Origin of the sequence: Sorangium sp. So ce295 (assembly GCF_051527405.1) — a bacterium.
Taxonomy (GTDB): Bacteria; Myxococcota_A; Polyangia; order Polyangiales; family Polyangiaceae; genus Sorangium; species Sorangium cellulosum_B.
In genome coordinates this window covers 13,211,025-13,234,696 of sequence record NZ_CP150324.1, presented here as the reverse complement: position 1 = coordinate 13,234,696, position 23,672 = coordinate 13,211,025, and the positions used below count along the sequence as shown (strand labels likewise).

18 protein-coding genes and 1 other RNA gene are annotated in these 23,672 nt (G+C 72.5%); 9 read left to right on the top strand and 10 right to left on the bottom strand.

Features of this window, described 5'->3' with window-relative positions:
* Positions 1 to 38 precede the first annotated feature (38 nt).
* The 5 genes from WMF11_RS50045 to rpmE all read right to left on the bottom strand — a co-directional run bounded on the left by WMF11_RS50045 (position 39) and on the right by rpmE (position 3,773).
* Positions 39 to 377 carry a histidine triad nucleotide-binding protein gene (locus WMF11_RS50045; protein WP_437547915.1) on the bottom strand — a complete coding sequence of 113 codons (339 nt, stop codon included), beginning with the start codon at positions 375 to 377 and terminating at the stop codon, positions 39 to 41.
* Positions 378 to 386: 9 nt separating this feature from the next.
* Positions 387 to 974 (bottom strand): hypothetical protein, encoded by a 588-nt coding sequence (locus tag WMF11_RS50040; RefSeq protein WP_437547913.1) that lies wholly within the window; start codon positions 972 to 974, stop codon positions 387 to 389.
* Positions 974 to 2,068 (bottom strand): peptide chain release factor 1, encoded by a 1,095-nt coding sequence (prfA, locus tag WMF11_RS50035; protein ID WP_437975799.1) that lies wholly within the window; start codon positions 2,066 to 2,068, stop codon positions 974 to 976. Before prfA ends, WMF11_RS50040 begins: the two co-directional genes overlap by 1 nt.
* A gap of 62 nt (positions 2,069 to 2,130) precedes the next feature.
* Complete coding sequence (locus WMF11_RS50030; protein ID WP_437975798.1) at positions 2,131 to 3,306, bottom strand: DUF1385 domain-containing protein; 1,176 nt, start codon at positions 3,304 to 3,306, stop codon at positions 2,131 to 2,133.
* Between the two features lie 260 nt (positions 3,307 to 3,566).
* A complete protein-coding gene (gene rpmE / locus WMF11_RS50025) occupies positions 3,567 to 3,773 on the bottom strand; it encodes a 50S ribosomal protein L31 (RefSeq protein ID WP_012241637.1) in 207 nt (68 codons plus the stop codon).
* 551 nt (positions 3,774 to 4,324) lie between these two features.
* On the opposite strand from rpmE, the gene dnaK reads away from it, so the two are divergent.
* The 3 genes from dnaK (at position 4,325) to WMF11_RS50010 (ending at position 9,145) form a co-directional block, all read left to right on the top strand.
* Complete coding sequence (gene dnaK / locus WMF11_RS50020; protein ID WP_437296781.1) at positions 4,325 to 6,244, top strand: molecular chaperone DnaK; 1,920 nt, start codon at positions 4,325 to 4,327, stop codon at positions 6,242 to 6,244.
* A 222-nt stretch (positions 6,245 to 6,466) separates the two neighbouring features.
* A complete protein-coding gene (locus tag WMF11_RS50015) occupies positions 6,467 to 8,494 on the top strand; it encodes a hypothetical protein (RefSeq protein WP_437975797.1) in 2,028 nt (675 codons plus the stop codon).
* A 225-nt stretch (positions 8,495 to 8,719) separates the two neighbouring features.
* Positions 8,720 to 9,145, top strand: a complete 426-nt coding sequence (locus WMF11_RS50010; protein ID WP_437906094.1) for a TraR/DksA family transcriptional regulator — start codon at positions 8,720 to 8,722, stop codon at positions 9,143 to 9,145.
* 168 nt (positions 9,146 to 9,313) lie between these two features.
* Here WMF11_RS50010 and def read toward each other — a convergent pair whose 3' ends face one another.
* Positions 9,314 to 9,958 carry a peptide deformylase gene (def, locus tag WMF11_RS50005; protein ID WP_437975796.1) on the bottom strand — a complete coding sequence of 215 codons (645 nt, stop codon included), beginning with the start codon at positions 9,956 to 9,958 and terminating at the stop codon, positions 9,314 to 9,316.
* A gap of 35 nt (positions 9,959 to 9,993) precedes the next feature.
* Here def and WMF11_RS50000 point away from each other — a divergent pair, with 35 nt between their 5' ends.
* Complete coding sequence (locus WMF11_RS50000; protein ID WP_437975795.1) at positions 9,994 to 10,917, top strand: hypothetical protein; 924 nt, start codon at positions 9,994 to 9,996, stop codon at positions 10,915 to 10,917.
* 91 nt (positions 10,918 to 11,008) lie between these two features.
* Here WMF11_RS50000 and WMF11_RS49995 read toward each other — a convergent pair whose 3' ends face one another.
* Complete coding sequence (locus WMF11_RS49995) at positions 11,009 to 11,797, bottom strand: hypothetical protein (protein ID WP_437906092.1); 789 nt, start codon at positions 11,795 to 11,797, stop codon at positions 11,009 to 11,011.
* Between the two features lie 322 nt (positions 11,798 to 12,119).
* Here WMF11_RS49995 and ffs point away from each other — a divergent pair.
* An RNA gene (gene ffs, locus WMF11_RS49990) (signal recognition particle sRNA small type) lies at positions 12,120 to 12,209 on the top strand.
* 90 nt (positions 12,210 to 12,299) lie between these two features.
* Here ffs and WMF11_RS49985 read toward each other — a convergent pair.
* On the bottom strand, positions 12,300 to 13,769 hold the full coding sequence (locus WMF11_RS49985; protein ID WP_437975794.1) for a hypothetical protein: 1,470 nt from the start codon (positions 13,767 to 13,769) through the stop codon (positions 12,300 to 12,302).
* A 55-nt stretch (positions 13,770 to 13,824) separates the two neighbouring features.
* A complete protein-coding gene (locus tag WMF11_RS49980; RefSeq protein ID WP_437975793.1) occupies positions 13,825 to 18,198 on the bottom strand; it encodes a serine/threonine-protein kinase in 4,374 nt (1,457 codons plus the stop codon).
* Between the two features lie 369 nt (positions 18,199 to 18,567).
* Between WMF11_RS49980 and WMF11_RS49975 the strand changes: the two genes are divergently transcribed.
* Complete coding sequence (locus tag WMF11_RS49975; RefSeq protein ID WP_437975792.1) at positions 18,568 to 19,986, top strand: sigma 54-interacting transcriptional regulator; 1,419 nt, start codon at positions 18,568 to 18,570, stop codon at positions 19,984 to 19,986.
* 89 nt (positions 19,987 to 20,075) lie between these two features.
* Here WMF11_RS49975 and WMF11_RS49970 read toward each other — a convergent pair whose 3' ends face one another.
* A complete protein-coding gene (locus WMF11_RS49970) occupies positions 20,076 to 20,516 on the bottom strand; it encodes a deoxycytidylate deaminase (protein WP_437547892.1) in 441 nt (146 codons plus the stop codon).
* 280 nt (positions 20,517 to 20,796) lie between these two features.
* On the opposite strand from WMF11_RS49970, the gene purD reads away from it, so the two are divergent.
* The 3 genes from purD (at position 20,797) to WMF11_RS49955 (ending at position 23,672) form a co-directional block, all read left to right on the top strand.
* Positions 20,797 to 22,131: a phosphoribosylamine--glycine ligase gene (purD, locus tag WMF11_RS49965; RefSeq protein ID WP_437975791.1), complete on the top strand. Its 1,335-nt coding sequence runs from the start codon at positions 20,797 to 20,799 to the stop codon at positions 22,129 to 22,131.
* 9 nt (positions 22,132 to 22,140) lie between these two features.
* Positions 22,141 to 22,590 (top strand): hypothetical protein, encoded by a 450-nt coding sequence (locus WMF11_RS49960; RefSeq protein ID WP_437547888.1) that lies wholly within the window; start codon positions 22,141 to 22,143, stop codon positions 22,588 to 22,590.
* 203 nt (positions 22,591 to 22,793) lie between these two features.
* The gene (locus WMF11_RS49955; protein WP_437547886.1) at positions 22,794 to 23,672 is read left to right on the top strand and encodes an FHA domain-containing protein; all 879 of its coding nucleotides are present in this window, start codon (positions 22,794 to 22,796) and stop codon (positions 23,670 to 23,672) included.

Sequence of the window (23,672 nt, the reverse complement as noted above, 5' to 3'; positions counted from 1 at the left end):
GCCGCGCTCGCTCGGAGCGCGGACGGCGCGGACGGCGTTCAGCCGGGAGGCCAGGCCATCGGCCTTCCACCCATCACGTGGACGTGGATGTGGAAGACCGTCTGGCCGGCGTTCGCGCCGCTGTTCACCACGGTCCTGAAGCCGCTCTCCGCGATGCCGGTGAGCTCCGCGACCCGCCGCGCGGCGAGGAGCAGCCGGCCGAGGACGGCCTCGTCCTCGGGCGTGGCCTGGGCGATGCCCGCGATGTGGCGCTTCGGGATGATGAGCGCGTGCGTGGGCGCATGCGGGTTCACGTCGTGGAAGGCGATGACGTGCTCGTCCTCGAACACGACCTTCGACGGGATCTCCTTGTTCGCGATCTTGCAGAAGATGCACATGGCCGCCTCCTACTCCCAGGGTGCTTGCGAGTCACGCCGCGCCCGGTCACGCGGCAGCGCCCTGGTCCCGGGGTCCGGCTCTCCCGGCTCCCCCTCGCCAGGAGACTCCAGCGCTCCGCCGGGCTTCCCCTCGGGCAGCAGCCGGGCGAGCGCGCGCTCGATCCGCGACGTGTCCGCCGGCTCGGGGAGGAGCGCATGCGGCAAGGCTGCGCCTGTCGCCGAGCTCGGCGCGGCGTCCCCGCCGCCCGGCGGCTCGGCCCGCGGGACCGCCCCGCGCGCGACCGCGATGCGGAGCACCGCGAGCTCCAGGGCGTCGAGCGCGGCGGTGCGCTTCAACCCGAGCGACGGCACGTCGTAGGTGAGCAGCGCGCCGCCGCTCGCGGCGGGCGCGAGCCCGGCGCGGTCCGCGCCCGCGACCAGCTGCCGCACGATGCTCCTGAGCAGCGCCGCCCGCCGCCGCACCCGGCGCGCCTCCGGGTCGGCGTAGAGCGAGAAGAAGCGGTTTCGCGAGAAGGTCGACGGCGCCAGCACGAGCGCGACGAGCAGCGCCTCCAGATCGACGGGCGGCGCCCCTCTCTCGATGGACGGCGCCCCCATCACGTGGCGGGCTCCAGCGCGGGCCCCGAGAGCCCGCCGCGTCGCAGGAGCTCCGCCTGGCGGTGCGTGCGCAGCGCGCCGATGAGCTCTTCGAGGTCCCCTTCGATGATCTTGTCGAGCTTGTGTAGCGTGAGGCCGATCCGGTGATCCGTCACGCGGTTCTGCGGGAAGTTGTAGGTCCGCACCTTCTGCGCCCGCTCCCCCGTGCCGACCATGGTCCTTCGCTCGGCGCTCTGGGCCTCTTCCTGCCGCCGCTGCTCGAGCTCGAGCAGCCGGCTCCGGAGCACCTTCATCGCCTTCGCCTTGTTCTTCAGCTGGGAGCGCTCGTCCTGGCACTTCACGATCATGCCCGTCGGCAGGTGCTTGATCTGCACGGCGCTGTTCGTCGTATTGACGCCCTGGCCGCCGGGGCCGCCCGACGCGGCGATCGAGATCTCCAGGTCCTTGTCGTCGATGTGCACGTCGACCTCGTCGGCCTCGGGCAGCACGGCCACGGTCGCGGTCGAGGTGTGGATCCGCCCCTGCGTCTCCGTCGAGGGGACCCGCTGAACGCGGTGAACGCCGCCCTCGTACCGGAGGTGGGAGTAGACGTCCTGCCCCGTGATCAGCGCCGCGACCTCCTTGTAGCCGCCGGCGGAGGCCTCGCTCAGGTTGAGCACCTCGACCTTCCACCGCTTCGTCTCCGCGTAGCGGCAGAGCATGCGGAAGAGATCGGCGGCGAAGAGCGCCGCCTCCTCGCCGCCCTCGCCGCTGCGGATCTCGATCACGGTGTTCCGCGTGTCGTTGGGGTCCTTCGGCAGGAGGAGCACCTCGAGCTCGGCGGCGAGCCGCTCGCGCTCGAGATCGAGCTCGGGCAGCTCCGCCTGGGCGAGCTCGGACAGGTCGGGATCGCTCAGCGCCTCGCGATCCTCGGCGATGCGCCGCTCGACGTCCCGCAGCCGGGCGAAGGCGACGACGACGGGCTCGATCTCGGTCCGCTCGCGGTTGAGCCGCTGGAGCTCGGCCGGCGCGGAGAGCACCGCCGGGCTGCACATGAGGTGCTCGAGCTCCTGAAAGCGGCGCTGAACCGCCTCGAGTTTCGCGATAGGTAGCATCTGCAATCCGAAGACGACGCGGGGTTGGACGGCGGCGAGGGGCCCGGCGGAGCCGGCGCGCGCTAGCCGTGAGCGCCTGCGTAGCCGGGGTCGGCCAGCAGCTTGGAGTAGTCGGCGAACACCCGATCGGGCTGGGCGGGAGCGGCCACCGAGGCCTCGCGCCAGAGCGTCGCACGGAGCGACGCGAGGGCGATCTCCAGCTGCGCGTCGTCGGGCTCCGCCGTCGTGATCTTCTGGACAAGGAACCCCGGCCAGAGCAGCGCGCGGAGCGGGCCGGTGGTGCAATAACGCGCGAAGATCCGCTGGATCTCGAAGGTGACCGCGGCGATCAGCGGGAGGAACGGCAGCTTCATCAGGAAGAACGTGACGCTCTCGACGAGCCGGCCGCCGGGGAGCTTGGGCAGGAGCGCCCCGAGGGACGCCCCGGCCACCGAGAACACCACGATCGAAACGAGCGCCACCATGACCAGGAACGTCGTCCCGCAGCGGGGGTGCATGGCCGTCTTCCGGCGCGCGTTCTCGACCTCGAGGACCTCGTGCGCCTCGTAGGTGGAGATCGCCTTGTGCTCGGCGCCGTGGTACTGGAAAACGCGTCGAACCTCGGGGATCTGGCGGATCAGCAGGAGGTAGCCGACGACGATGGCGAGCTTCGCCACGCCGGTGATCGCCTGGAAGGCCGGCGACGTGACCTCGAGACCGAGGCCCAGGAGCTTGTTGATCAGCTCGGCGCCGGCCTGGGGCGCCGCCACGAAGAGCAGGACCGCGAAGAGGATCGGGATCATGCCCATCCCTCCTCCCCGCTTCTTCCCCTCTGCGCCGCCGCCCGGCGCGGGGCTGCCCGTGACCTGCGCGGGCTCCACGTCCTGCGCCGCGATCGCCGCCATGCTGAGCGCCAGGGAGGTGAGGTTCACCCCGCCCGCCTGCCCTGCGCTCGGGCGCTTCGACTCCGGCCCCTTGGCCGAGCCCGCCTCCTCGGCCGAGAGATCTTGCTCGTAGAGGTCCGCGGACCAGCGGAGCGCCTGGGATCCCAGCCGGAGCGACTCGACGAGGGTCGCGACCCCCCGCACGAACGGCCACGTGCGCGGCCCCTTCGAGACGGCGGTCATCGGCTGCTCGCGGACGACCAGCTCTCCCGAGCGGCGCCGGCAGACGATCGCGACCGAGCTCGGCGACCGCATCATGACCCCTTCGATGACCGCTTGGCCGCCGATATACGGACGTGCAGGCTGATCGCTCATACGCGTTCCAATCTAGCGCATAACACGGCCAGCGCATCGGCCCGACCGACCATCGCCGCACAGGTGAATGTGCCGGCGTCGTTCGATCCGCGTCCGCCCCCGCGTCCGCGACGCGCGACGTCTCGGCCGCTCACGCTCCGCACAGGGGGCGAGCGAGCTCTGCGCGAACCAGCCCATTCGCCACGCCCCGGGCGGGCGCGGCGTGACGGGCGAATCCGGTAAAAGAAGGGAGTTCGGGGGTAGAGGGACGATCGGCCCGGCTACTTGCCTGCGGTCGCGTACTTCTTGCGGAAGCGGTCGACGCGGCCGGCGACGTCCATGATCTTGTGCTTGCCCGTGTAGAACGGGTGGCAGGCGGAGCAGACGTCGGTGGTGAAGCTGCCGCGGGTGGAGCGGGTCTCGACGACGGCGCCGCACGCGCAGGTGATCGTGGAGGCCTTGTACTCGGGGTGGATGCCGGGCTTCATGGTGAGTCCTTCGGGTGTTGCGAGGGAGGGCGCCTATAGCTCAGCGCGTCTTGGACCGCAAGAAGCCCCTCAGACGCGCCCGCTCTTCTATCTCTCGTCCGGTTCTCGTCCGGTCCGCTCGGCATTGTTTGCGCGAGTTCGCGCGGGTTTGCGCGAAGCTGCGCAGCGAGGCGGCCCTGGCGTTGCCGGCCGAGCCCGCCGCGCTTCCCCCAGGAGCTAGGCCCCCGGCTCGAGACGCTGGCGGTGCGAAGCGCGGACACCTTAGGTGCGGCGCGACCGGGCTCCGGTCAAGGTGCGGGCAGCCCCAGCCCGCGCGCACGGCAATTGCTAGAGGCGGCGTTGACGCTCGGGCGCACATGGTTAGTTTCGCGGTCGCGAGCCAGCGAGCTCGCGAAAACTCGGCGAAAGTATCCGGATTCCCAGCGGTTTTTGACGGCTCTGGAGCGGTGGCTCGCGGCAGCTGTCAGCTGAGCCCTGCTGGCCGGTCGGGTCTTCTCGCCCCCCGTGGTCATCAGGCCGTCGCGCAAACAGTTCTCGGAGGGTTCAACGTCATGGGCAAGATCATCGGCATCGATCTCGGCACGACCAACAGCGTCGTCGCGGTGATGGAGGGCAAGGAGCCCAAGGTCATCGTGAATGAGGAGGGCTCCCGCCTCACGCCGTCCGTCGTGGCCTGGGACGACAAGGGCGAGGTGCTCGTCGGTCAGATCGCCAAGCGCCAGGCGGTCACGAACCCCACCAACACCATCTACTCCGCCAAGCGCTTCATGGGGCGCCGCTACGAGGAGGTGCAGGAGGAGGCGAAGCGCGTCCCGTACACGGTCAGCAAGGGCAAGAACAGCGACGCCTCGATCGCGGTGCGCGGCAAGCAGATGTCGCCCCCGGAGGTCTCCGCGAAGGTCCTCCAGAAGCTGAAGAAGGCCGCGGAGGACTACCTCGGCGAGAAGGTCACCGAGGCCGTCATCACGGTGCCGGCGTACTTCAACGACTCGCAGCGCCAGGCGACCAAGGACGCGGGCCGCATCGCCGGGCTCGACGTGAAGCGCATCGTCAACGAGCCCACGGCCGCCGCGCTCGCGTACGGGCTCGACAAGAAGAACGAGCAGGTCATCGCCGTGTACGACTTCGGCGGCGGCACGTTCGACATCTCGATCCTCGAGGTCGGCGACAACGTCGTGCAGGTCATCTCGACCAACGGCGACACCCACCTCGGCGGCGACGACGTCGACCACCTCGTGATGGACTGGCTCGCGGCCGAGTTCAAGAAGGACACCGGCATCGACGTCTCGAACGACAAGATGGTCGTGCAGCGGCTCAAGGACGCCGCGGAGCAGGCGAAGATCGAGCTGTCGAACGTGCAGGAGACGACGATCAACCTGCCGTTCTTGACCGCGGACGCCTCGGGGCCGAAGCACCTCCAGAAGCAGCTCACCCGCGCGAAGCTCGAGCAGATGATCCGGCCGCTCATCGACCGCACGCTCGAGCCGACCCGCAAGGCGCTCGCCGACGCGAAGAAGTCGCCGCAGCAGATCGACGAGATCGTCCTCGTCGGCGGCTCGACCCGCATCCCGCTCGTCCAGGAGACGGTCAAGAAGTTCTTCGGCAAGGAGCCCCACAAGGGCGTGAACCCGGACGAGGTCGTGGCCGTCGGCGCCGCGGTCCAGGCGGGCGTGCTCTCGGGCGACGTGAAGGACCTCGTGCTGCTCGACGTCACGCCGCTCTCGCTCGGCGTCGAGACGCTCGGCGGCGTGATGACCGTGATGATCTCGAGGAACACCACGATCCCGACCCAGAAGAAGGAGATCTTCTCGACCGCGACCGACAGCCAGCCCAGCGTCGAGGTCCACGTGCTCCAGGGCGAGCGCACCGAGGCCCGCTACAACCGGACCCTGGGCCGCTTCCACCTGGAAGGGATCATGCCGGCGCCCCGCGGCGTGCCGAAGATCGAGGTGACGTTCGACATCGACGCGAACGGCATCCTCTCGGTCCACGCCAAGGACACGGCCACCGGCAAGGATCAGCGCATCACGATCACCGCGTCGGGCGGCCTGAAGGAGGACGAGATCAACCGGATGGTCAACGAGGCGGCGGCGCACGAGGCCGAGGACAAGCGCCGGCGCGAGGAGATCGAGCGGCGCAACAAGCTCGATAACCTCTGCTACACGCTGGAGAAGACGATCAGCGAGAACAAGGACAAGCTGCCGGAGGGCGACGTCTCGGCGCTGAACGGGGTCATCGCCGAGGGGCGGTCGGCCATCGAGAAGCAGGACGACGCGGCCGTGAGCGCGGCGCTGGAGAAGCTCGAGAAGGAAGCGCACCGCATCGCGAGCGTCATGTACGAGAAGGCCGGCCCGCCCCAGGACGGCGGCGGCGCCGCGCCCGGCGGCGCGCCGGGAGGCCAGCCGCCGCCCCCCGCCGGCGGCAAGGGGAAGGATTCGGTCATCGACGCGGAGTTCGAAGAGTCGAACTGATTCGCCGCGAGGAGCCCGCTCCTCGACGGTGTGCGACGAGCGCGGATTCCTCCGCGCGCGTTCGCCGAGCGGCAAACGCTAAACGCAACGAGCGCGGATTCGTCCGCGCTCGTTCGCATTTGGAGCGGCCGCCGCGCGCGAGGCGGCGCACGCGGCCGTCGCCTGCGCGGCGCGCTCCTTGGGCGTCGACTCGGATGTCCGGGAGCCGTATAACCGGCGCTCATGCGAACCCTCCTGCCGATCGCCCCCCTGGTCCTGATGGCCGGTTCCCTCGCCTGCGGGCCGTCGCCCGCGCCTGTCGCGCCGACAGCAGGACAAGGTGAGGTCAAGGCCGGGCCTGCCCAGGTCGCCGCCAGCCCAGCGTTCGATCTATCGCCCGTCGCCGAGCCGACCGACGTCGTCGGCGTGCTCCGCTGGAGCAACCCCGCGGCCACGCTGTCGAGCATCGCGACGTGCGCGGGGCTGCCTCCGGCGCTCGCGGAGACGGGCGCGCAGGCGTTCTCCTCGGCTGTGCTGGGCGAGCTCGTGAGCCCTTCCATCGACACGGACCAGCTCGCCACGGTGCTCGCGCTCGACGCGCCGGTGCACCTGATCGTCGCGCTCGATGACAGCTCGAAGCGGGGCAAGCCCGTGGCGGCCGTGTCGTTCGGGCTCACGTCGCTCGAGCGGGCGAGGGGCGCGCTCGAGGCGGGCGCCGCCCTCACCGAGGTGAAGCCCGGCATGTGGAAGATCGGCGGCAAGGAGCCCTCGTCGTCGAGCTGCTTCCTCGCCGCGTCCGCCGGATCGGCGCCCGCGCGGCTCCTCTGCGGCGATCGGGACCGCGACGTGACGACGCTCGGGCCGTACCTCGCGCGCACGCTGCCGACGCTCGCGCCCGAGGCGCGCGACCTCCACGGCGAGGTCCGCTTCGTCCCGCTCAGCACGAAGTTCGGCGGCATGGCGAAGCAGCAGCTCGGCGGGCTCCCGATCCTCGCGCAGAGCCAGCTCTCGATCGGGCAGCCCCAGTTCGACCGGGCGCTCACCGACGCGGCGACCTCCGTTCAGCAGGAGCTCGAGGCGCTCATCAACGACGCGAGCAAGGCGGTCGTCGATCTCCAGGTCGACAACCAGTCCTGCGTGAACCTCACGGCTGCCCTGGAGCTCCGGGGCCAGTCGTCGTGGGTCGCCAAGACGATGGCCGACAGGGCGAACCGCGCCGCGGCCGCGCCGGCGCTGTACTGGCGCGCGCCGAAGGACAGCGCCGGCGCGTTCTTCGACCACGGCTACGACCCGGCGCACTACGGCGGCATCCTGAAGACGCTGCGCGAGATGCTCGAAGGGTGGCTGGAGAAGGAGAAGATCGGCAAGCCCGCCGATCGCAAGGCGCTCGCCGATCTCCTCTCGCTGCCGATCAACCAGGGGCCGAGCGTGTCCGCCCACGGGTACCCGGACGCGCCTCCTCCCGCTCCTCAGGCCGGAAAGCCGACGCCGAACGAGGCGCTCGACAAGATGATGGGGAGCTTCGTCGGCTGGAACCTGTTCGGGTTCGAGGAGGCGCCCGACGCGCTCATCAGGTACGTGAAGAACGCCGTCACCGCCTACAACACGCCCGGGCTGCGCAAGCGGCTCCCGGAGATCGACGTCGATCCGAAGGATTTGCCGACGGTCAAGACGGTTCAGGCGCCGAAGGAGCTCGGGAAGACGTCGCTCGCCGTCGAGATCCAGATCGTCCGCGATCTCCCGGCGCTCGACGGAGAAGCGAGCTCGACCCCCGCCGCCAAGGGCAAGCAGAGGCCCAAGCTGACGATGACGCTCCACCTGCTCCTCATGGGTGAAGAGAAGACGACGTGGGTCGCCTTCGGAAACGACAAGGGCGACCTGCTGAGGCGGCTCGCCATGGTGAAAGCGGACGCGCCCGCCGCAGCGACGCTCGCGTCACGTCCGGGGCTCGAGAAGCTGAAGACCGGGAAGTTCGCCTGGGGTGGATTCTCGACGCTCGCCCCGATCACCCGCACGTTTCAGAGCGTGCTCTCGACGTTGGATCAGCCCGGCGCGGCGCCGGTGGCGCTGCCTCAGGAAGCTCGCATCTTCGGCGAAGCGCTGGCAAAGCTCCCCCACAAAGGGGAAGGGCTGATGTTCGTCACGACCCAGCAGCAGGGCGGCGCCGCGCCGCGAGCCGAGATCTCGATCAATGTGTCGAAGCCCGTGCTCGAGGACATCGGCGCGCTCGTCGCGGCAGGGCTTCGAATGGCCGGCATCACGAAGCCATAGGCTCGTGGATGCGCTATCACCACAGCCAGTAAGCCGGCGCGGCTGCTCCTGCTCGGTCGTGTTCCCTGGTCACCGCGCCGCGCGTGCTTCGTCCGCCCATGTTCAAGATCGGTACGCGAATTGCCACCGAAAAGATGAGAGGAAACAATGAACAACCGTGAAGGTGCGAGTCGCGACGGAATGAGCCCGGCGCAGCCAGAGACGTCTGCCACGACGGCAGCCGCCATGCCGAGGCCACCCGTGCGCCGCGCGACGCCCGAAACGGACGACTCCGATCTGCCGGATCTGACGCAGGAGCAGCTCGACGAGCTCAGGAAGGCGCTCGAGGAGCGCCGGGCGAGCCTCGTCGCCAACATCGATGAGCGGCAGCACGCGGAACGCGACATCTCGCGCGAGGTGGGCGACGAGATGGACGAGGCCAACGCCGAGGGCGCGACGTCGCTGACGTCGAAGCTCCTGGAGCGCGATGTCCGCGTGCTCGCCGAGATCGACCGTGCTCTCGCGAAGATGAAGGAAGGGAGCTACGGGATGTGCGAGGGCACCGGCGAGCCCATCGGTTACCGGCGCCTCAAGCTGCGTCCCTGGGCGCGCTACAGCGTCGCCTACCAGGAGCAGATCGAGCGCGAAGAACGGACCGGCGGCGGCGCCTGATCGCTCCCCGCCAGCAGGCACCGCACGTCCCTCCCCGCCAGCGCGGGCGAGGGACGTGCGGCCTGCGCTAGCGGAGGCGCATGTCCGCGTGAGCGCTCGATCTCGTGCCGAGCGCCCTGGTCCGCAGAGCGATCACACGCACGAGCAGGACCCGCGCGACGAGGCACCTCAGCCGCCCATCCGCTGGATGAACGGGACGATGCGCTCGACGAAGGGCTGCTTGTGATAGCGGTCGAACTCCGCCCAGGTGCAGAGCGTCCGCGGATCCTTCACGCGATCGACGAAGAGCACGCCGTCGACGTGATCCTTCTCGTGCTGGAAGGTGCCCGCCGATAGCCCGCGCACGACGCGGTCGATCGGCCTCCCGTCGCGATCCAGGCCGGTGAGCCGGATCTCGGTGGTGCGGTCGACGACACCCCTCAGGTTCGGGACGCTCAGGCACCCTTCGTAGTTCTCGAACGTCTCCTGCGTGAGCGGCTCGATCACCGGATTGACCACGACGGTGAGCGGGATGTTCGGCTTGTACGGATAGCGGGGGTTGTTCTGCACCTCGACCGCGAAGATGCGGACCGGCACATGGACCTGGGTGGCGGCGATCCCCGCGCCGTTCGCGTCGCGCATCGTCTCCACCAGATCGTCGATGAACGCCTGCATCGCAGGGGAGGAGAGCTCTTCTGGCGTGACCTCACGCGCTCGCTGCCTGAGGACAGGGTTGCCGATGTGGGCGATTTTCAGGAGCGTCACGCGGCGATCGTACCATGGACCCGCGCCGTCGGCCTGGCCGGCCATGGCGGCGATCAGGCGCTGATCCATGCGGCGCGCGGCGGCGTCAGCTATGGAGACGGGGCATGCACTACTTCCCTGACGAGCCTTGCGTCCCCGAGCAGCAGCAGGCGACCGCCGTCATGCATCTTCGCTTCGAAGACGTCAGCCAGAACGGACGGGTGATGCTGGACGCGCTGCCGCACGGCCTCGGGCCCGCGGTCTGGATGAAGCTCCTGCGGGCGAGCCCCATCGAGGCGCTCATGCTCACGCAAGGGATCGTCCCGATCCTCACCCGCCTCATCATCGAGGGCGGAGAGGGGCCGATCGCGACGCGGGAGCCGCTGGAGCTGCAGGGCCGCTACCAGCTGGCGCACACGGAGGACGCCACCTCCCAGGTGAACCGGCTGATCCTGGCCATGTGGCTCTCGGCCAGCGGGCGCCGCAGCCGGACCTACGGCCCGCCGCCGCCCGGCGCGGGCGAGCCGATCCAGGTCGGTCGCGTGTTCGCGGAGCACGTCTTCACGCGGCCCTTCGCGGCGCCCGAGGCGCGCAAGGTGCTGCGCTTCGAGTCCCCGGATCTGCCGGCGGTGCCGCCCGAGCGCTACGACTTTCGCCCGCCGGAGGCGTTGATGGGCCTGCCCGAGGGCGCGGAGCCGCTCGACGCGAAGCCGACCCTGGATCCGATCCCGGTGGTGTTCGGCCTGGATCACACGGACGGGAACCAGCACGTGAACTCGCTCGTGTACCCGCGGCTCTTCGCGGAGGCCGCGCTGCGACGCCTCGCGGCGCAGGGCCACAGCACGGCGGTGCTCGCCCGGAGGGTGGAGATCGCCTACCGCAAGCCGTGCTTCGCGGGCACGCAGGCGAGGATCATGCTGCGCACGTTCACCCTCGGCGGCGCGCTCGGCGCGCTCGGCGCGTTCGTGCCGGACGCGCCGGAAGACCCCGCCGGCGCAGCCCCCGGGGCGCGCGCCTATTGCTACATCCGCACGCTGTTCCAGGGCTGAGCCGGCGCGAACGCGACGACGGCGCGCCCTCTGGGAGGACGGGCGTTCCGGGTCGGCGCCGCGCGCAGCGGCGCGCGCGATGATCGGCCCGCTACGCGCTCACCGTGCGGGGAAGGCCGGCGCGATCGGCGATCTCGTCGTGGAATGCGCGGAACGTCGACTCCTGGGGCCATGAGGGCGCGTCGGCGAGGAGCTCCTCGACGCGGGTGAGCTCGCCCTCGTCGATGGCGACGACGGCCGCGGCGTAGCGCATGGCCCAGAAGACGAGCGGGCTGGCCTCGCTCGCGCGCTCCAGCAGCGCGCGGTCGCCCGGCACGCTCGTGTGAGCGAAGGCGCGGGCGAGCGCGCCGGCCGCCGATCGCAGGGTGACCACCCGGCTGCGAAAGGGCGAGCTGATGTCCGGGAGAGGGAGGCGCTCCAGGCGACCTGCCTGCGCGAGCGCCGTGTCGCGATCGCCCTCGAAGGTGCAGAGGAGCGTGTCGAGGAAGAGGCGGTGCTCGAGGGCCGCTTCCCACGCGGGCCCCCGCTCGGCGGCGGCCATGGCCGCGCGCGCCTTCTCGACCCAACCATAGGCCGCGAACGCCGTCGCCGTCATGAGCGGCGCCATCGTGGCGGGGTGCGGGACGCGGTGGAGCGACGACGACCAGCGCCGCAGCACCGAGCCCACATCGCCCGAGCGCAGCAGCCGGCGCAGCTTGCGGCGCGCGAGCCAGCGGGCCGCGGCGAACACGAGAACCACGCTGAGCACCGCCGCCATGATCACCGGCTGCTGCCAGGCGAACCGGAGCGCGGCCGCTGCCAGCGCTGCGGAGCCGATGAAGAGAAGCACCGGAATCAGCCGGCTGCCCCGTCCCTCGTCCTCGGAATCGAACGGATTCACGACACCTCCAAGCGTACGGGGCTTCCTGAACGAGGCAAGTCCTGGCCGATGCCGCTCCAGGTCGATCGCTCCGCGCTCACACCGCCACCCTTTGCACACTCCGATCGCAGCTCACGCTCACACCTCACTCGCACCGCGCTCACCCCCGATGGCTCCGAGGAGGGAACCAAACGTAGGCGACGTGGGCGACGTGGGCGGCGCTGCGTTCGCGAAGGAGCCGAGGCGCCCTGGCCCACGAATCGCCGCCGCGCGCGCCATGGGGCTCGACAGAGGGACGAGGTTCGACTACGAAGTCCCTGCGTCAGGCAACAGCGCCTGGACCTCATGGGTCCGCCGACAGCGCGCCGTGAACCCCGCCAGGCCCGGAAGGGAGCAACGGTAGCGGAAAGCGAGTGTGGCGGGCCCACTTACTTTTTGTCGGTCCAGTTGTGGGCCCAACGCGCTCCCGCGCTCACCTCGGGACGCGGTCCGGAGCCGGGCCGTCGCCGCGCCGATGCAGGCCTCACGGGGCGTCGAGCGCCGCCGGCGCGATGGGCGCGACGGGCACGGAGAACAGCGCCTCCGGGCTCGTCACGATGCGCGGAACATCCGCGTCGCGCAGCGGGCTTACGCCGTCAGCGGGCAGACGCTGCTGCACGATGCCCGCCGCTTCGTCGCCGCCCTCCAGCGTCACGGCGGAGAGGCGGCTGTCCAGACCGACGCCGCCATCGATGAGCACGCTCGCGCGGCGTGACGGGCTGATGGAGGGGTTGAGGGACTCGAGCCCGTTGCCGCTCAGGACGAGCCCGAAGATCGCGGCCTGCGCGCGCTCCTGCCAGCTGACGCCGTCGCCGACGACTTCCTGGGCGAGCCCGCCATCCGCGCTCACCACCGCCGAGTCGGCGAAGGTCCCGGCGATGCGCATGCCGTCGATGATGATGCCGCGCGCGTCGCCGCTCATCCCCAGGCCGATGGCCCGGTTCTTCTCGAGGAGGCCTCCCGTGAGCTGGACGGTCTGCTCCGGCGTCGTGTGCTGGATCCAGATCCCGGGCTGGTTGCCGCTCACCTCGAAGCCCTCGCCGCTCTCGCCGAGGGCGGCGTTCGCTCGATCGATCAGGAGACCGAACCCGGTGTTGTCGGCGACTTTGAGGGCCGCCGCGTCGAGGGTCGAGCAGCCGGACACGGAGATGCCGCCGCTCGGATCGAACCCGATCAGGCCATTGCCGCTGACCTCGACGAAAGACATCGAGGCGCGCGCCCCGACGAGCGACACGCCGACCACCTTGCTGTCGCGGACGAGCGCGTCCTCGACGTGGAGCTCCACCGGCGCCTCGCAGTCACAGCCGCCGGTGCACTGCGCCCACAGCCCCGGCCCCTGCGAGCCCGAGACGACGGACCGCACGACGGAGACGCGGCCGGCGTCGAACGCGCTCAGGCCGTACCGCCCGGAGCCCTCGATCGCCGACGCGACGAGGTCGAGCGACGCGCCGAGGCCGAGCGTCACGCCGTCGGACGCGCTGCCGACGACGCGCACCGCCTCGATCCGCGCCCGGGCGCCGGCCGCGATCCGCACGCCGCCCTCGCCCACGGTCAACGCCCGGAGGACGGCGCCGTCACCGGCCGCGAGCGAGACCGCCGCGACGCTCACCGAGCCAGCGCCGCGGCCGAGCAGGCTCACGCCAGGGGGCAGATCGATCGGGCCGTAGGCGCCAGGGCCGAGCGCGATGCACGCCCCAGGTCGAGCGGCGTCGGTGGCCTGCGAGAGCGCGGCGGCGCTCGAGACCTCGATCACCTCGGCGCAATCGACCGACGCGGCGCAGAAGTCCCCGTCGCAGAGCGCTCCCGCGGGGACACCGATGCACGCGCCAGATGCGGCGCGCGCGCCAGGGCACCCGCCCGGCGGCGCGGGATCCGACGCGCACCCGAGCGCCGCCGAGCCGAGCGCGGCCGCGGCGGTCAGAACGATAGCTGCCTGATTCCAAGCCTTGATCATGACGAACGTCTCCCGCGCGGCACGTCGCGCTACCTGACGAGAAGGGGTCGGCGCCTCAGGGATCCGAGAGCAGCGCGCGGCACTCGGCCGCCCGCGCCGCGAGCTCGCCGTCCCGGAAATGCGCCTCCAGCGAGGCGGAGAGCTGCGCCACGGCCGCCTCGGCGCGAGGGCGCGTCGAGGCGTCGCGGAGGGCCGCGCGGCAGATCCGCGCGAGGCCGAGCGCGACGTCCGCGAGGTACACGCGCCCGCCGCCCACCTCGGCGAGCCGCAGCGCCGCGCAGCCGGAGTCGAGCGCCTCTCCGACGTGGCCGGCCGCGAGCAGCGCGGCGGCGAGGTTGCGGTACGCGTCCGGGAGATCGGCGCCGGCGCCGGCCTGCTCGCCGAGCCTCACGGCGCGCCGCGCGTGCTCCAGCGCGGCGTGAGGGCGCGCGAGGCGGAGCTCGACCTCCGCGAGGTTGTTGTGCCCCGACGCGATCGCCTGGAGATCGCCGAGCCGCTCCTTCAGCGCGAGCGCTCGGGCGAACACCTCCCGCGCGCCGCCGAGATCGCCCTTCGCGAACAGCACGGCCGCGACGCCGTTCAGCGCGAAGCCCAGCGCCTCTGGGTACGCGCGCTCGTCGACGGCCCGCGCGGCCTGGCGGTAGCAGCGCTCCGCCTGCGCCAGCCGACCGCGCGAGTAGAACACCGTCCCGAGCGCGAGGAGCAGCTGCGACGCCGCCGCGCGGCGACGGTCGTCGCCTCGATGCAGCGTCCGGCAGATGCGCAGGCTCCGGAGCGCGACCGCGCGGCACGCGTCGAGATCGCCGGCGCGCCGGTGGAGCGCCGCGAGCAGCCCGTACATGGGGAGCGTCTCCGGGGCGGCGCCGCCGCGCTCCGCGAGCGAGATCGCGCGCTCGACCAGCGCGCGCGCGTCGGCCGTCGCGCCGCGCACCTTCAGCACGAGGGCGAGGCGGAAATCCACGCGCGCATCCCAGAGCAGCGCCGCCTCCGGGCCTTGCGCGGCCTCCGGGCCTTGCATGGGGAGCGCGGAGGCGCGCCGCTCGACGCGCAGGATCCGCGTCCGCGCCTCGAGGTACGCGCGCTCCGCCTCGTCGAGTCGGCCCGCCCTGCGGAGGGCGTCGCCGACGTCGAGCAGCAGCGCCGCGCGCTCGTCCCAGGTGAACAGCCGGCGCTCGTCGCCCCCCGGCGCGGCGGCCGACGGGGCGCGCGCCGCGGAGCCCCTCGCCGGGGCGCCGTCCGCCGCGCTCGCGTGGATCTCCCGAGCCCGCTCGAAGTGCCGCAGCGCCTCGGCGTTCTGCCCGAGCGACGACGCGCTCGCCGCCGCTCGCGCGTAGGCGAGCGCCGCGCTCCGCGCGTCGCCGCCGCGATCATGGTGGAGCGCCGCGAGCGCCTCCCCGAGCGCCCGCGGCGCGCGCGCAGGCGAGCGCCCCGCCGAGACGCCGTCGACCCAGGCGGCGACCGCGCGGTGCATGGCCCGGCGCACCTTGAGGCTGAGCGTCTCGTAGGCGATCTCCTGGGTCGCCGCCTCGGCGAAGACGTACTCGCAGTCCTCGGGGAAGGTCGACGCGTCACGCGCCTGGATGATCTGCTGATCCCGGAGCCGCCGCAGCACGTCCGCGGTGCTCGATCCGCCGCCGTCGAGCGGCGCGGCGCCGCGGAGGTGGTCGATCGCGCCCTTCCAGAACGTCCTGCCGACCACCGCCGCCTGCGCCAGGACCGCGCGCGCCTCGCCGTCGAGCCGATCGAGCCGCGCCTGGACGATGCCCTGGATCGTCGCCGGCAACGAGAGCCGGGCGAGCTGCTCCTCGTGCAGGATCCAGGGCTCGCCGAGGCGCCGCTCGAGCGCGCCGGCGTCGATGAGCAGGTACAGCGTCTCGGTCAGCGTGAGCGGGTTGCCCTCGGCGCGCTCCGCCAGGGCGCGGATGGCCTCGGCGGAGCAGCGCGCGACGAGCCGGAGGCGCTCACGCGCCATGTCCTCGATGTGCCGCCGAGGCAGCGGGCCGAGATCGAGGCGCGCGTGGCTCGCCTTTCCTTCGCCCCAGTGCGGCCGCCGCTCGTAGAGCTCGGGCCGGGCCGCGCCGACGAGCAGCAGGGGCGCGTCCGACAGGCGCACGGCGAGATCGTCGAAGAGGTCGAGGCTGGCGTCGTCAGCCCAGTGGATGTCGTCGAGCAGGACGACGACGGCTCCGCGCGCGGCCATCGCTCGCAGCAGCATCGCGACGGCCGCGGCCACCCGCTTCGCCACCTCGGCGCCGCCCTCGTCGGGGACGATCGCCGTCGCGGGCGCGGCTTGCGCCGCCGGGCACGGGCAGAGCACGGCCGCGACCTCCGCCAGCGCGTCCTCCAGGGCGAGCGGGTGCGGCGCGCCGCCGGCCTCGCTTCCGGCATCGACGCCGAGGACGCCGCTCGCGAGCTTGCGCAGCACGACGTCGCGCGCGTCGCCGTCCTGGACGCGGAAATGAGCGCGGACGAGCGACGCGGCGAGGTGATAGCTCGCATCCATCGACAGCGACGAGCACGCCGCGCCGAGCACGATGCACGGCTCCGCCTGCGACAGCGCCCTCGTCCGGACCTCGGCGAGGAGGCGGCTGCGGCCGATGCCGCCCGCGCCGATCACCGAGACGAACGTCGCGCGCCGCTCCGCGATGACCGTCTCCAGCGCCTCCGAGAGCCGCTGCACCTCCGCCGCCCGCCCGACGAAGCGGGTGTCGAGGCCGAGGAAATCGGATCCCGCGCCCGATCCGCTCGCGAGCTTCAGCACACGGAAGCCCGGCGCGCCGTCGCCTTGCGGCTCGACCTGGAAGAGCCCGGCCACCTGCCGGAACGTGGGCTGCGCGATCAGCACCGCGCCGGGCACGGCGGCCTGCTGGAGCTGCGCGGCCGCCTTCAAGGCCTCGCCGGAGGCGTCGACCGGGGCGCCCCGCCCGGTCGCGCCGCTGACGAACAGCCTCCCCGTGCTGATGCCCACGCGCAACCTCGGCCGGGAGCGCGGCGGCAGCTGGACAGGGAGCGACCCGGCGTCGAGCGACGCGAGCTCCAGCCCGGCGCGGACGGCGCGCTCGGCGTCGTTGTCGCTCGCGCGCGGCGCGCCGAACAGCGCGGTGACGACGCCCTCGCTCCTGCCCTGCACGACGCCCCCGAGCGCCTCGACGCGCTCGCGGACGAGCTCGCGGCACGCCTCGCGGAGCTCCAGCTCCTGCTCGGGATCCAGAGGCTCCTGCCCGTCGTCGCCGGCGACGATCTCCGCGGAGAGCACGGTGCAGACACGGTACTCACCCGCGGGCGCCGCGACCTTCGCCCCGCCCGCGGGCGCCGCGACCTTCGTGGCGTCCACGGGCGCCGGGGCGGCCGGGAGCGCCGCGCTCGGCCCCCGCGGAGACGCCTGGTCGGCCCTCGGCGAGATCGCGGAGAGCGGGGCAGCCGGCGGCCGGAGCGCGGAGCCGGCGCGCGCGGACGCGAGCGCTTCTCCGAGCTCGCGCGCGTCCCGGAAGCGCGCTGCGGGCTCGACCGCGACGGCCCGCGCGACGACCGCCTCGATCGCGGGGCTCGCCTCGACGCCGAGCCCCGCGAACGACGGCCGCCTGCGCGGGTCCACGGCGGCGAGGTAGAGCTCGGCCCAGTCGCGCCCGTCGATCGGCTGCTTCCCCGAGGCGAGCTGCAGCAGCACGAGCCCGAGCGCGAACACGTCGGTCCAAGGCCCCGTCGCGCCGAGCTTCGGCTCGAACTGCTCCGGAGCGCCGTAGAGCGGCGTGAACACGTGCAACGTCGGCGACGTCGCGAGCACCTGCGTCGTGTCGCTGGGGCTCACGCCCCGCGCCGCGGCCACGGCTCGCCTCGTCTCCGCGAGCGCCTTCGACATCGGCACCGACGCGTCGATCACCTCGGCGATGCCGAAGTCGACGACCTTGATCGTCGTCGCGCCGGGAATCTCGACGAGGAACAGGTTCGCCGGCTTCACGTCGCGGTGAGAGACCCGCTCGTCGTGCGCCATCGCGAGCGCCCCGACCGCCGGCGCCAGGAGCTCGATCGCCTCGTCGACGGAGTACGGCGCGCGCCCCGAGGCGCGCCGCGCCTCGATGTGCTGCGCGAGCGTCTCTCCCTCGAGCCACTCCATGACGATGTACGGCGTCCAGGAGCCCTCCGGCGAGGTCGCGGCAGAGACGTCGAGCGCCTGGACGATGCCCGTCGTCCGGCGCGAGAGCCGGTGCAGCAGCCGGGCCTCGCGCTCGAACGTGTCGAGCAGCGACTGCCGCTCTTCCGGCAGGAGATCTGCGGGGATCTTCAGGCACTTGACCGCCACCTGCTCCTGGAACCCCAGGTGGGTCGCCCGGTAGACCACGCCGAACGTCCCCTCGCCGGCCACGGCGTCCACCAGCAGCTTGCCGCCGATGGTGCTGCCCACCCAGCCGAACGGGTCCCGCGCGATCATCCGCGGAAACTCTACTGCCCGCGCCGCGGCGCCGGGAGCGCGCCGCCGCGCCGCGATGACGATCGCCGCCCCGCGCGCGCTGGACCACCTCGACCACCACGCCCCTCGATCCCCGCGGGCGCGAGGCGAGCGCGACGGCAGTCGCCCTGCGCGCGCGTCCGTGCTACGCAGCCGGCTGCTGGGCGTGCCCTCGGTCCTGGCGACCGTCCCGCGAACGCTGCCGCAACGGTCCCCGGAACGGATCGCACGCGCGCAGCGGCAGAACGTCGCTCGTCGTCCGGCGCGACTCTGGGGTGCGATGTGGCTGAGCCGGAGATTCTTTCCCGCGATGGTGGCTCGCTCGAGCTCCTGATCATCACCCAGAGCTCGATGAGCACCCGACAGCTGCCGGGCTCGGGCAGCGTCGTCCTGGGCAGGGACGAGGACGCCGGCATCTGCGTCCCCGACGCCTCGGTGTCGCGCCGGCACGCGGTGCTGCACCTCGGCCCGCCGCTCCGGATCGAGGACCTCGGCAGCAGCAACGGGACCCGCGTGCGCGCCCGGCACTGCAGCGCGGCGACCGAGCGCCTGATCGATGTGGGCAAGGGCACGCCCGCGCGGGGCGCCGCGGTCGAGCTCTCGCCCGGCGACGTCATCTACCTCGGCGCCGCGCGCGTCGTCCTCCGCCAGAAGGGCGGCGAGCGGGACGCGGGCAAGGACGTCATCGTCAAGGACGACGCGATGCGCGCGGTCTACGAGCTCGCCCAGCGCGTCGCGAACGGCCCGATCAACATCCTCCTCCTCGGCGAGACGGGCGCCGGCAAGGAGGTGCTGGCCGAGTCGATCCACAGGGCCTCGCCGCGCGCGAGCCGCCCGCTCCTGCGCCTGAGCTGCGTCGCGCTGTCCGAGTCGCTGCTCGAGAGCGAGCTGTTCGGCCACGAGCGCGGCGCCTTCACCGGCGCCGTCCGGGCGAAGCCGGGGCTGCTCGAGACGGCCGAAGGGGGCACCGTGTTCCTCGACGAGATCGGCGAGCTGCCGCCCTCGATCCAGGCCAAGCTGCTCCGGGTCATCGAGGAGCGGAAGGTGATGCGGGTCGGCGGGCTGACCCCCATCAAGATCGACGTCCGCTTCGTCTCGGCCACGCACCGCGACCTCGAGGCCGAGGTGAGCCGCGGCGCGTTCCGGCAGGACCTGTATTTCCGGCTGAACGGCGTGACCCTCTCCATCCCGCCGCTGCGCGAGCGGCCCGGGGAGGTCGCGGCGCTGGCGCAGCTCTTCGCGGAGCGCACGGCGAAGGAGCTCTTCCCCGGCGAGGCGAGCGCCGCGTCCGTTCCGATCTCGCCCGCGGCCCTGGCCGAGCTCCAGCGCCACAGCTGGCCAGGCAATATCCGGGAGCTGCGCAACGTGATCGAGCGCGCGGTGATCCTCGCCAACGGGGCGCCCATCGGGCCGGAGCACCTGCTCCTCTCCGCTCTGGCCGATCCCACCCGTCCATCGCATGCCATGCCCCTTCCGGCGCGCCCGCCGCAGGCGCCCCCGAACGCGAGTGCGGCGGCGTCAGCGTCAGCACCAGGGTCTACGATTGCGAGGAGCGTGCCCGACGGCGCGAAGAGCGCGCCGGACGGCGTGGACCCGGGCCCCACCCGGCTGCGCGACGCCATGGAGGCCCACGAGCGCGAGCGCATCGTCCAGGCGCTCGAGCAGTGCATGGGGAACCAGACGCGCGCCGCGGCGCTGCTCGGGATCTCCCGGCGCACGCTGGTCGAGCGGATCCGCGTGTACGGGCTGCCGCGGCCGCGCAAGGCCTGAGCGTTGCGCAGATCGCCGCGCAACCTGGCGTCGATCCGGCGTCGATTGCGCGAGGGCTCGCTCAACCGAGCGGCCGCCCGCGCAACACCTCAGGCGGGCGTCTCGCGCCGCTCCAGCGGGGCGAGCTCGATCCCGAGCTCCGTGGCGAACCGGAAGATGCGCTCGTCGCGGTAGAACTCGCCGAAGACGACGCGCGAGAGCCCCGCGTTCGCGATCATCTTGAAGCACCCCCAGCAAGGCGAGGCCGTGACGTAGACCGTCGCGCCGTCGATCCGCACCCCGTTCCGCGCGGCCTGGATGACGGCGTTGGCCTCCGCGTGGATCGTGCGCACGCAGTGGCCGTCCTCGATCAGGTGCCCCTCCTCATCGCAGTGAGGCAGCCCCCGGATCGATCCGTTGTACCCGGTCGCGAGGATGCTCTTGTCGCGCACGATCACCGCGCCGACGTGCTTCCGATCGCAGGTCGCCCGCGACGCGACGACCTCGGCGATGCGCATGAAATATTCATCCCACGAAGCCCGATGCGTCATCGCTCACCTCCACGACGGGGGATCCGCGCCCGCCGCCCCCTCGACGTCCCCTCGACGTCGAGCGACCCGCGCTCGCCGATCCCTCCAGAATGTTCAGGGATCCGCCCTCCGGTCCCCCTCGCGAAGGGCCCGGCGTTGCGCGCCCGCGGCCCCGGCTGAGCCGCGCCGCGCGCCCCGCGGGCGCTTCTATCACGACGCCGAGCGCCGCGGAGCCCCCCGCGGGCGCGGGACCGCGCGAGGCGCCTCGACAGCGAGGCCCGGCGCGTGGTAGCGCGCGGGGGTGAGCTCCGCCGCCCCCCGAAGGTCAGATCGCCGCATCCTCGTGCTCGGCTCCGGGGGGCGCGAGCACGCCCTCGCGCGTGCGTTCGCCCGATCGCCCTCGGTCGCCGAGGTGATCGTGGCGCCCGGGAACGCCGGGACCCACGCGCAAGCGGGCGCCGGCCGCGCCCCGATCCGCCGGGTCGACCTCCCGTCCCTGTCGCCCGCCGAGGCGACCCGGCTCGCCGTCCGCGAGCGCGCCGACCTGGTCGTCGTCGGCCCCGAGGCGCCGCTCTGCGCCGGCGTCGCCGACGCGCTCGCCGCCGAGGGCATCGCCGTCTTCGGGCCGAGCCGCGAGGCGGCGCGCCTCGAGGGGTCGAAGGCGTTCCTCAAGGAGTTCGCCGCCCGCCACGGGATCCCGACCGCGCCGTTCCGGATCGTGCGCTCCTTCGACGAGGCGGCCCGCGTCATCCGCGAGCGCGGCGCGCCCATCGTCGTGAAGGCCGACGGGCTCTGCGCCGGCAAGGGCGTCGTCGTCGCGACGACCGTCGACGAGGCGCTCGCGGCCGCGAAGGACATGCTCGTGGATCGCCGCTTCGGCGACGCCGGCGCGACCGTGATCCTCGAGGACGCGATCCAGGGCGAGGAGGCCAGCGTGCACGCCATCAGCGACGGCGAGGCGATCTTCGTCCTGCCGGCGGCGCGCGATCACAAGCGCGTCGGCGAGGGCGACACCGGGCCGAACACGGGCGGCATGGGCGCGTTCGCGCCGAGCGCCCGCGTCACCCCGGCCCTGACCGCGCGCGTCGAGCGCGAGATCCTCCGGCCGACGATCGACGGCATGCGGGCGGAAGGGAGGCCCTTCCGCGGGGTGCTGTTCGCGGGCCTGATGATCACGCCCGCCGGGGACCCCATGCTGCTCGAGCACAACGTCCGCTTCGGCGATCCCGAGTGCGAGGCGCTGATGGAGCTGCTCGAGGGCGACGTCGCCGAGCTCTGCGCGTCCGCCGCGGCGGGCGCGCTCGCTCCCGGGGCGGCGCGCGTCGCCCCCGGCCGCCACGCGCTCACCGTCGTGCTCGCGGCGCGCGGCTACCCCACGGCGCCGGTGACCGGCGACGTCATCCGCGGCCTCGACGCCGCGGCCGCGGTGGAGGGCGCCTTCGTGAACCACGCGGGCACGGCCGAGCGGGACGGCGCGGTCGTGACCGCGGCGGGCCGCGTGCTCGCCGTCACCGCCGCGGGCGACTCGCTCGCCGAGGCGCGGGAGCGCGCCTTCCGCGCCGCGGGGGCCATCGACTTCGACGGCAAGGTGCTCCGCCGCGACATCGGGGTGGACGGAGCGCGCGCGGCCGGGTGAGGCGGCACCATGGAACCCATCGTCGATCTCGCCCCAGGCGCTGAAGAGAACCCGCTCGCGGCCTACCTCGGTCATCTCATCCGCGAGCACCTCGCGCGCGACCCGAAGCGCGCCTCCGATTTCCGGGCGCTGCGCGGGTCGGTGCTCGTCGTCGCGCAGGACGCCGATACGTCCATGACGATGCGCTTCGACCACGGGCGGCTCACCATCCACGATGGCGCCATCGGCATCCCGTCCGTCACGTTCTGCGGCGACGAGTCGGCGCTCCGCCGGCTCCCCGACGTCGCGTTCCACCGCTGGCTGCGCCTCCCGAAGCTGGGGGTGCTGCACCGCCGACAGAGCGGCCCCCTGCGCGACCTCGCGCGCCTCGTGGCTCGCGGGGAGCTCAAGATCTACGGGCTCGTCGCGCACCCAAGGCTCCTCCTTAGGCTGCTCCGGGTCCTCTCTCGCCTCCCCTGAGCGCCTCGCCCAGACCGGTAGCAACGGCGCGTGACGGCACGCGACGACGACGCCGACGACAACGAGGACTGGTGTGATACTGTAAGACGGCAACGGACGTCCCGTCCGCATTGCACGGCCGTTCTTGTGGGCTTGCAAACCAATGCTACACGGCCCGAAAGCTGTCTTTTGACGGCCTGTTGGGCTGTTGGTATGGCTCGATCATGGGCATCCGATTGCGCTACCTCGCCCACGATCTCGAGGTGCCGCTCGGCGAGTTCTTCATCGGACGGAGCGCGGACTGCCAGCTGTCGCTGGACGACCCGCTGGTGTCGCGCAGGCACGCGCTGCTGACCGTCGGTGAAGGCGGCGTCGCGATCGAGGATCTCGGCAGCCGCAACGGCGTGCTCATCAACGGTGCTCGGATCGCGGGGCGCCAGATCCTGACGGACGGCGACAAGATCGCGATCGGGGGGCAGGAGATGTTCCTGCTCGGCGCCATCGAGCCGAGCTCGGCGCACTCGCCGCGGAGCGCGCCGCTCTGGACGAGGCAGCAGAACGCGCGCACGGTCGACATGAGCGAGATGCCCGCAGGCGAGGACGACGGCGCGACGGCCATCGCCTCCCGGAGGTCGCTCCCCGGGCTCGTCCCTCAGCACCCGGACAAGCGCGTGCACGCGCTCAGCCTCATCGGCAGCGTCGCCGACAAGGCGCTCGCCCTGGGGCGCGTCGACGAGGCCGAGCGCATCCTCCAGCGCTCGCTCACCGACATCCTCACGAAGGCGCGGGACGGGGGCGTCGGCGCCGTGCAGCCCGAGCTGGTCGAGAAGGCAAGCATGTATGCGGCCCGCCTCGCCTCGGCGACGGGTCGGGGCTCGTGGATCAACTACATTTTCGAGCTGAATACCCGGCTCGAGCTCCTCCTCCCCGCCTACCTCGTCGATGAGCTGTATAGTGTCCTGCGCAAGGTGAAGGCCGTCGACATGTCCATTCTCCGTGGCTATGCGAAGCGGCTCCGCGAGCGCGCAGGTGAGCGTACGCCGGCGGAGCGGTTCATCCTCCAGCGCATTGAAGGGCTCGAGCGCCTCGGCGCACTGAAATAG

Coding starts and splice junctions, on each gene's coding strand:
- WMF11_RS50045 (WP_437547915.1), bottom strand. CDS start 377: ATGTGCATCTTCTGCAAGATCGCGAACAAGGAGATCCCGTCGAAGGTC.
- WMF11_RS50040 (WP_437547913.1), bottom strand. CDS start 974: ATGGGGGCGCCGTCCATCGAGAGAGGGGCGCCGCCCGTCGATCTGGAG.
- prfA (WP_437975799.1), bottom strand. CDS start 2,068: ATGCTACCTATCGCGAAACTCGAGGCGGTTCAGCGCCGCTTTCAGGAG.
- WMF11_RS50030 (WP_437975798.1), bottom strand. CDS start 3,306: ATGAGCGATCAGCCTGCACGTCCGTATATCGGCGGCCAAGCGGTCATC.
- rpmE (WP_012241637.1), bottom strand. CDS start 3,773: ATGAAGCCCGGCATCCACCCCGAGTACAAGGCCTCCACGATCACCTGC.
- dnaK (WP_437296781.1), top strand. CDS start 4,325: ATGGGCAAGATCATCGGCATCGATCTCGGCACGACCAACAGCGTCGTC.
- WMF11_RS50015 (WP_437975797.1), top strand. CDS start 6,467: ATGCGAACCCTCCTGCCGATCGCCCCCCTGGTCCTGATGGCCGGTTCC.
- WMF11_RS50010 (WP_437906094.1), top strand. CDS start 8,720: ATGCCGAGGCCACCCGTGCGCCGCGCGACGCCCGAAACGGACGACTCC.
- def (WP_437975796.1), bottom strand. CDS start 9,958: ATGGATCAGCGCCTGATCGCCGCCATGGCCGGCCAGGCCGACGGCGCG.
- WMF11_RS50000 (WP_437975795.1), top strand. CDS start 9,994: ATGCACTACTTCCCTGACGAGCCTTGCGTCCCCGAGCAGCAGCAGGCG.
- WMF11_RS49985 (WP_437975794.1), bottom strand. CDS start 13,769: ATGATCAAGGCTTGGAATCAGGCAGCTATCGTTCTGACCGCCGCGGCC.
- WMF11_RS49980 (WP_437975793.1), bottom strand. CDS start 18,198: ATGATCGCGCGGGACCCGTTCGGCTGGGTGGGCAGCACCATCGGCGGC.
- WMF11_RS49975 (WP_437975792.1), top strand. CDS start 18,568: ATGAGCACCCGACAGCTGCCGGGCTCGGGCAGCGTCGTCCTGGGCAGG.
- WMF11_RS49970 (WP_437547892.1), bottom strand. CDS start 20,516: ATGACGCATCGGGCTTCGTGGGATGAATATTTCATGCGCATCGCCGAG.
- WMF11_RS49960 (WP_437547888.1), top strand. CDS start 22,141: ATGGAACCCATCGTCGATCTCGCCCCAGGCGCTGAAGAGAACCCGCTC.
- WMF11_RS49955 (WP_437547886.1), top strand. CDS start 22,794: ATGGGCATCCGATTGCGCTACCTCGCCCACGATCTCGAGGTGCCGCTC.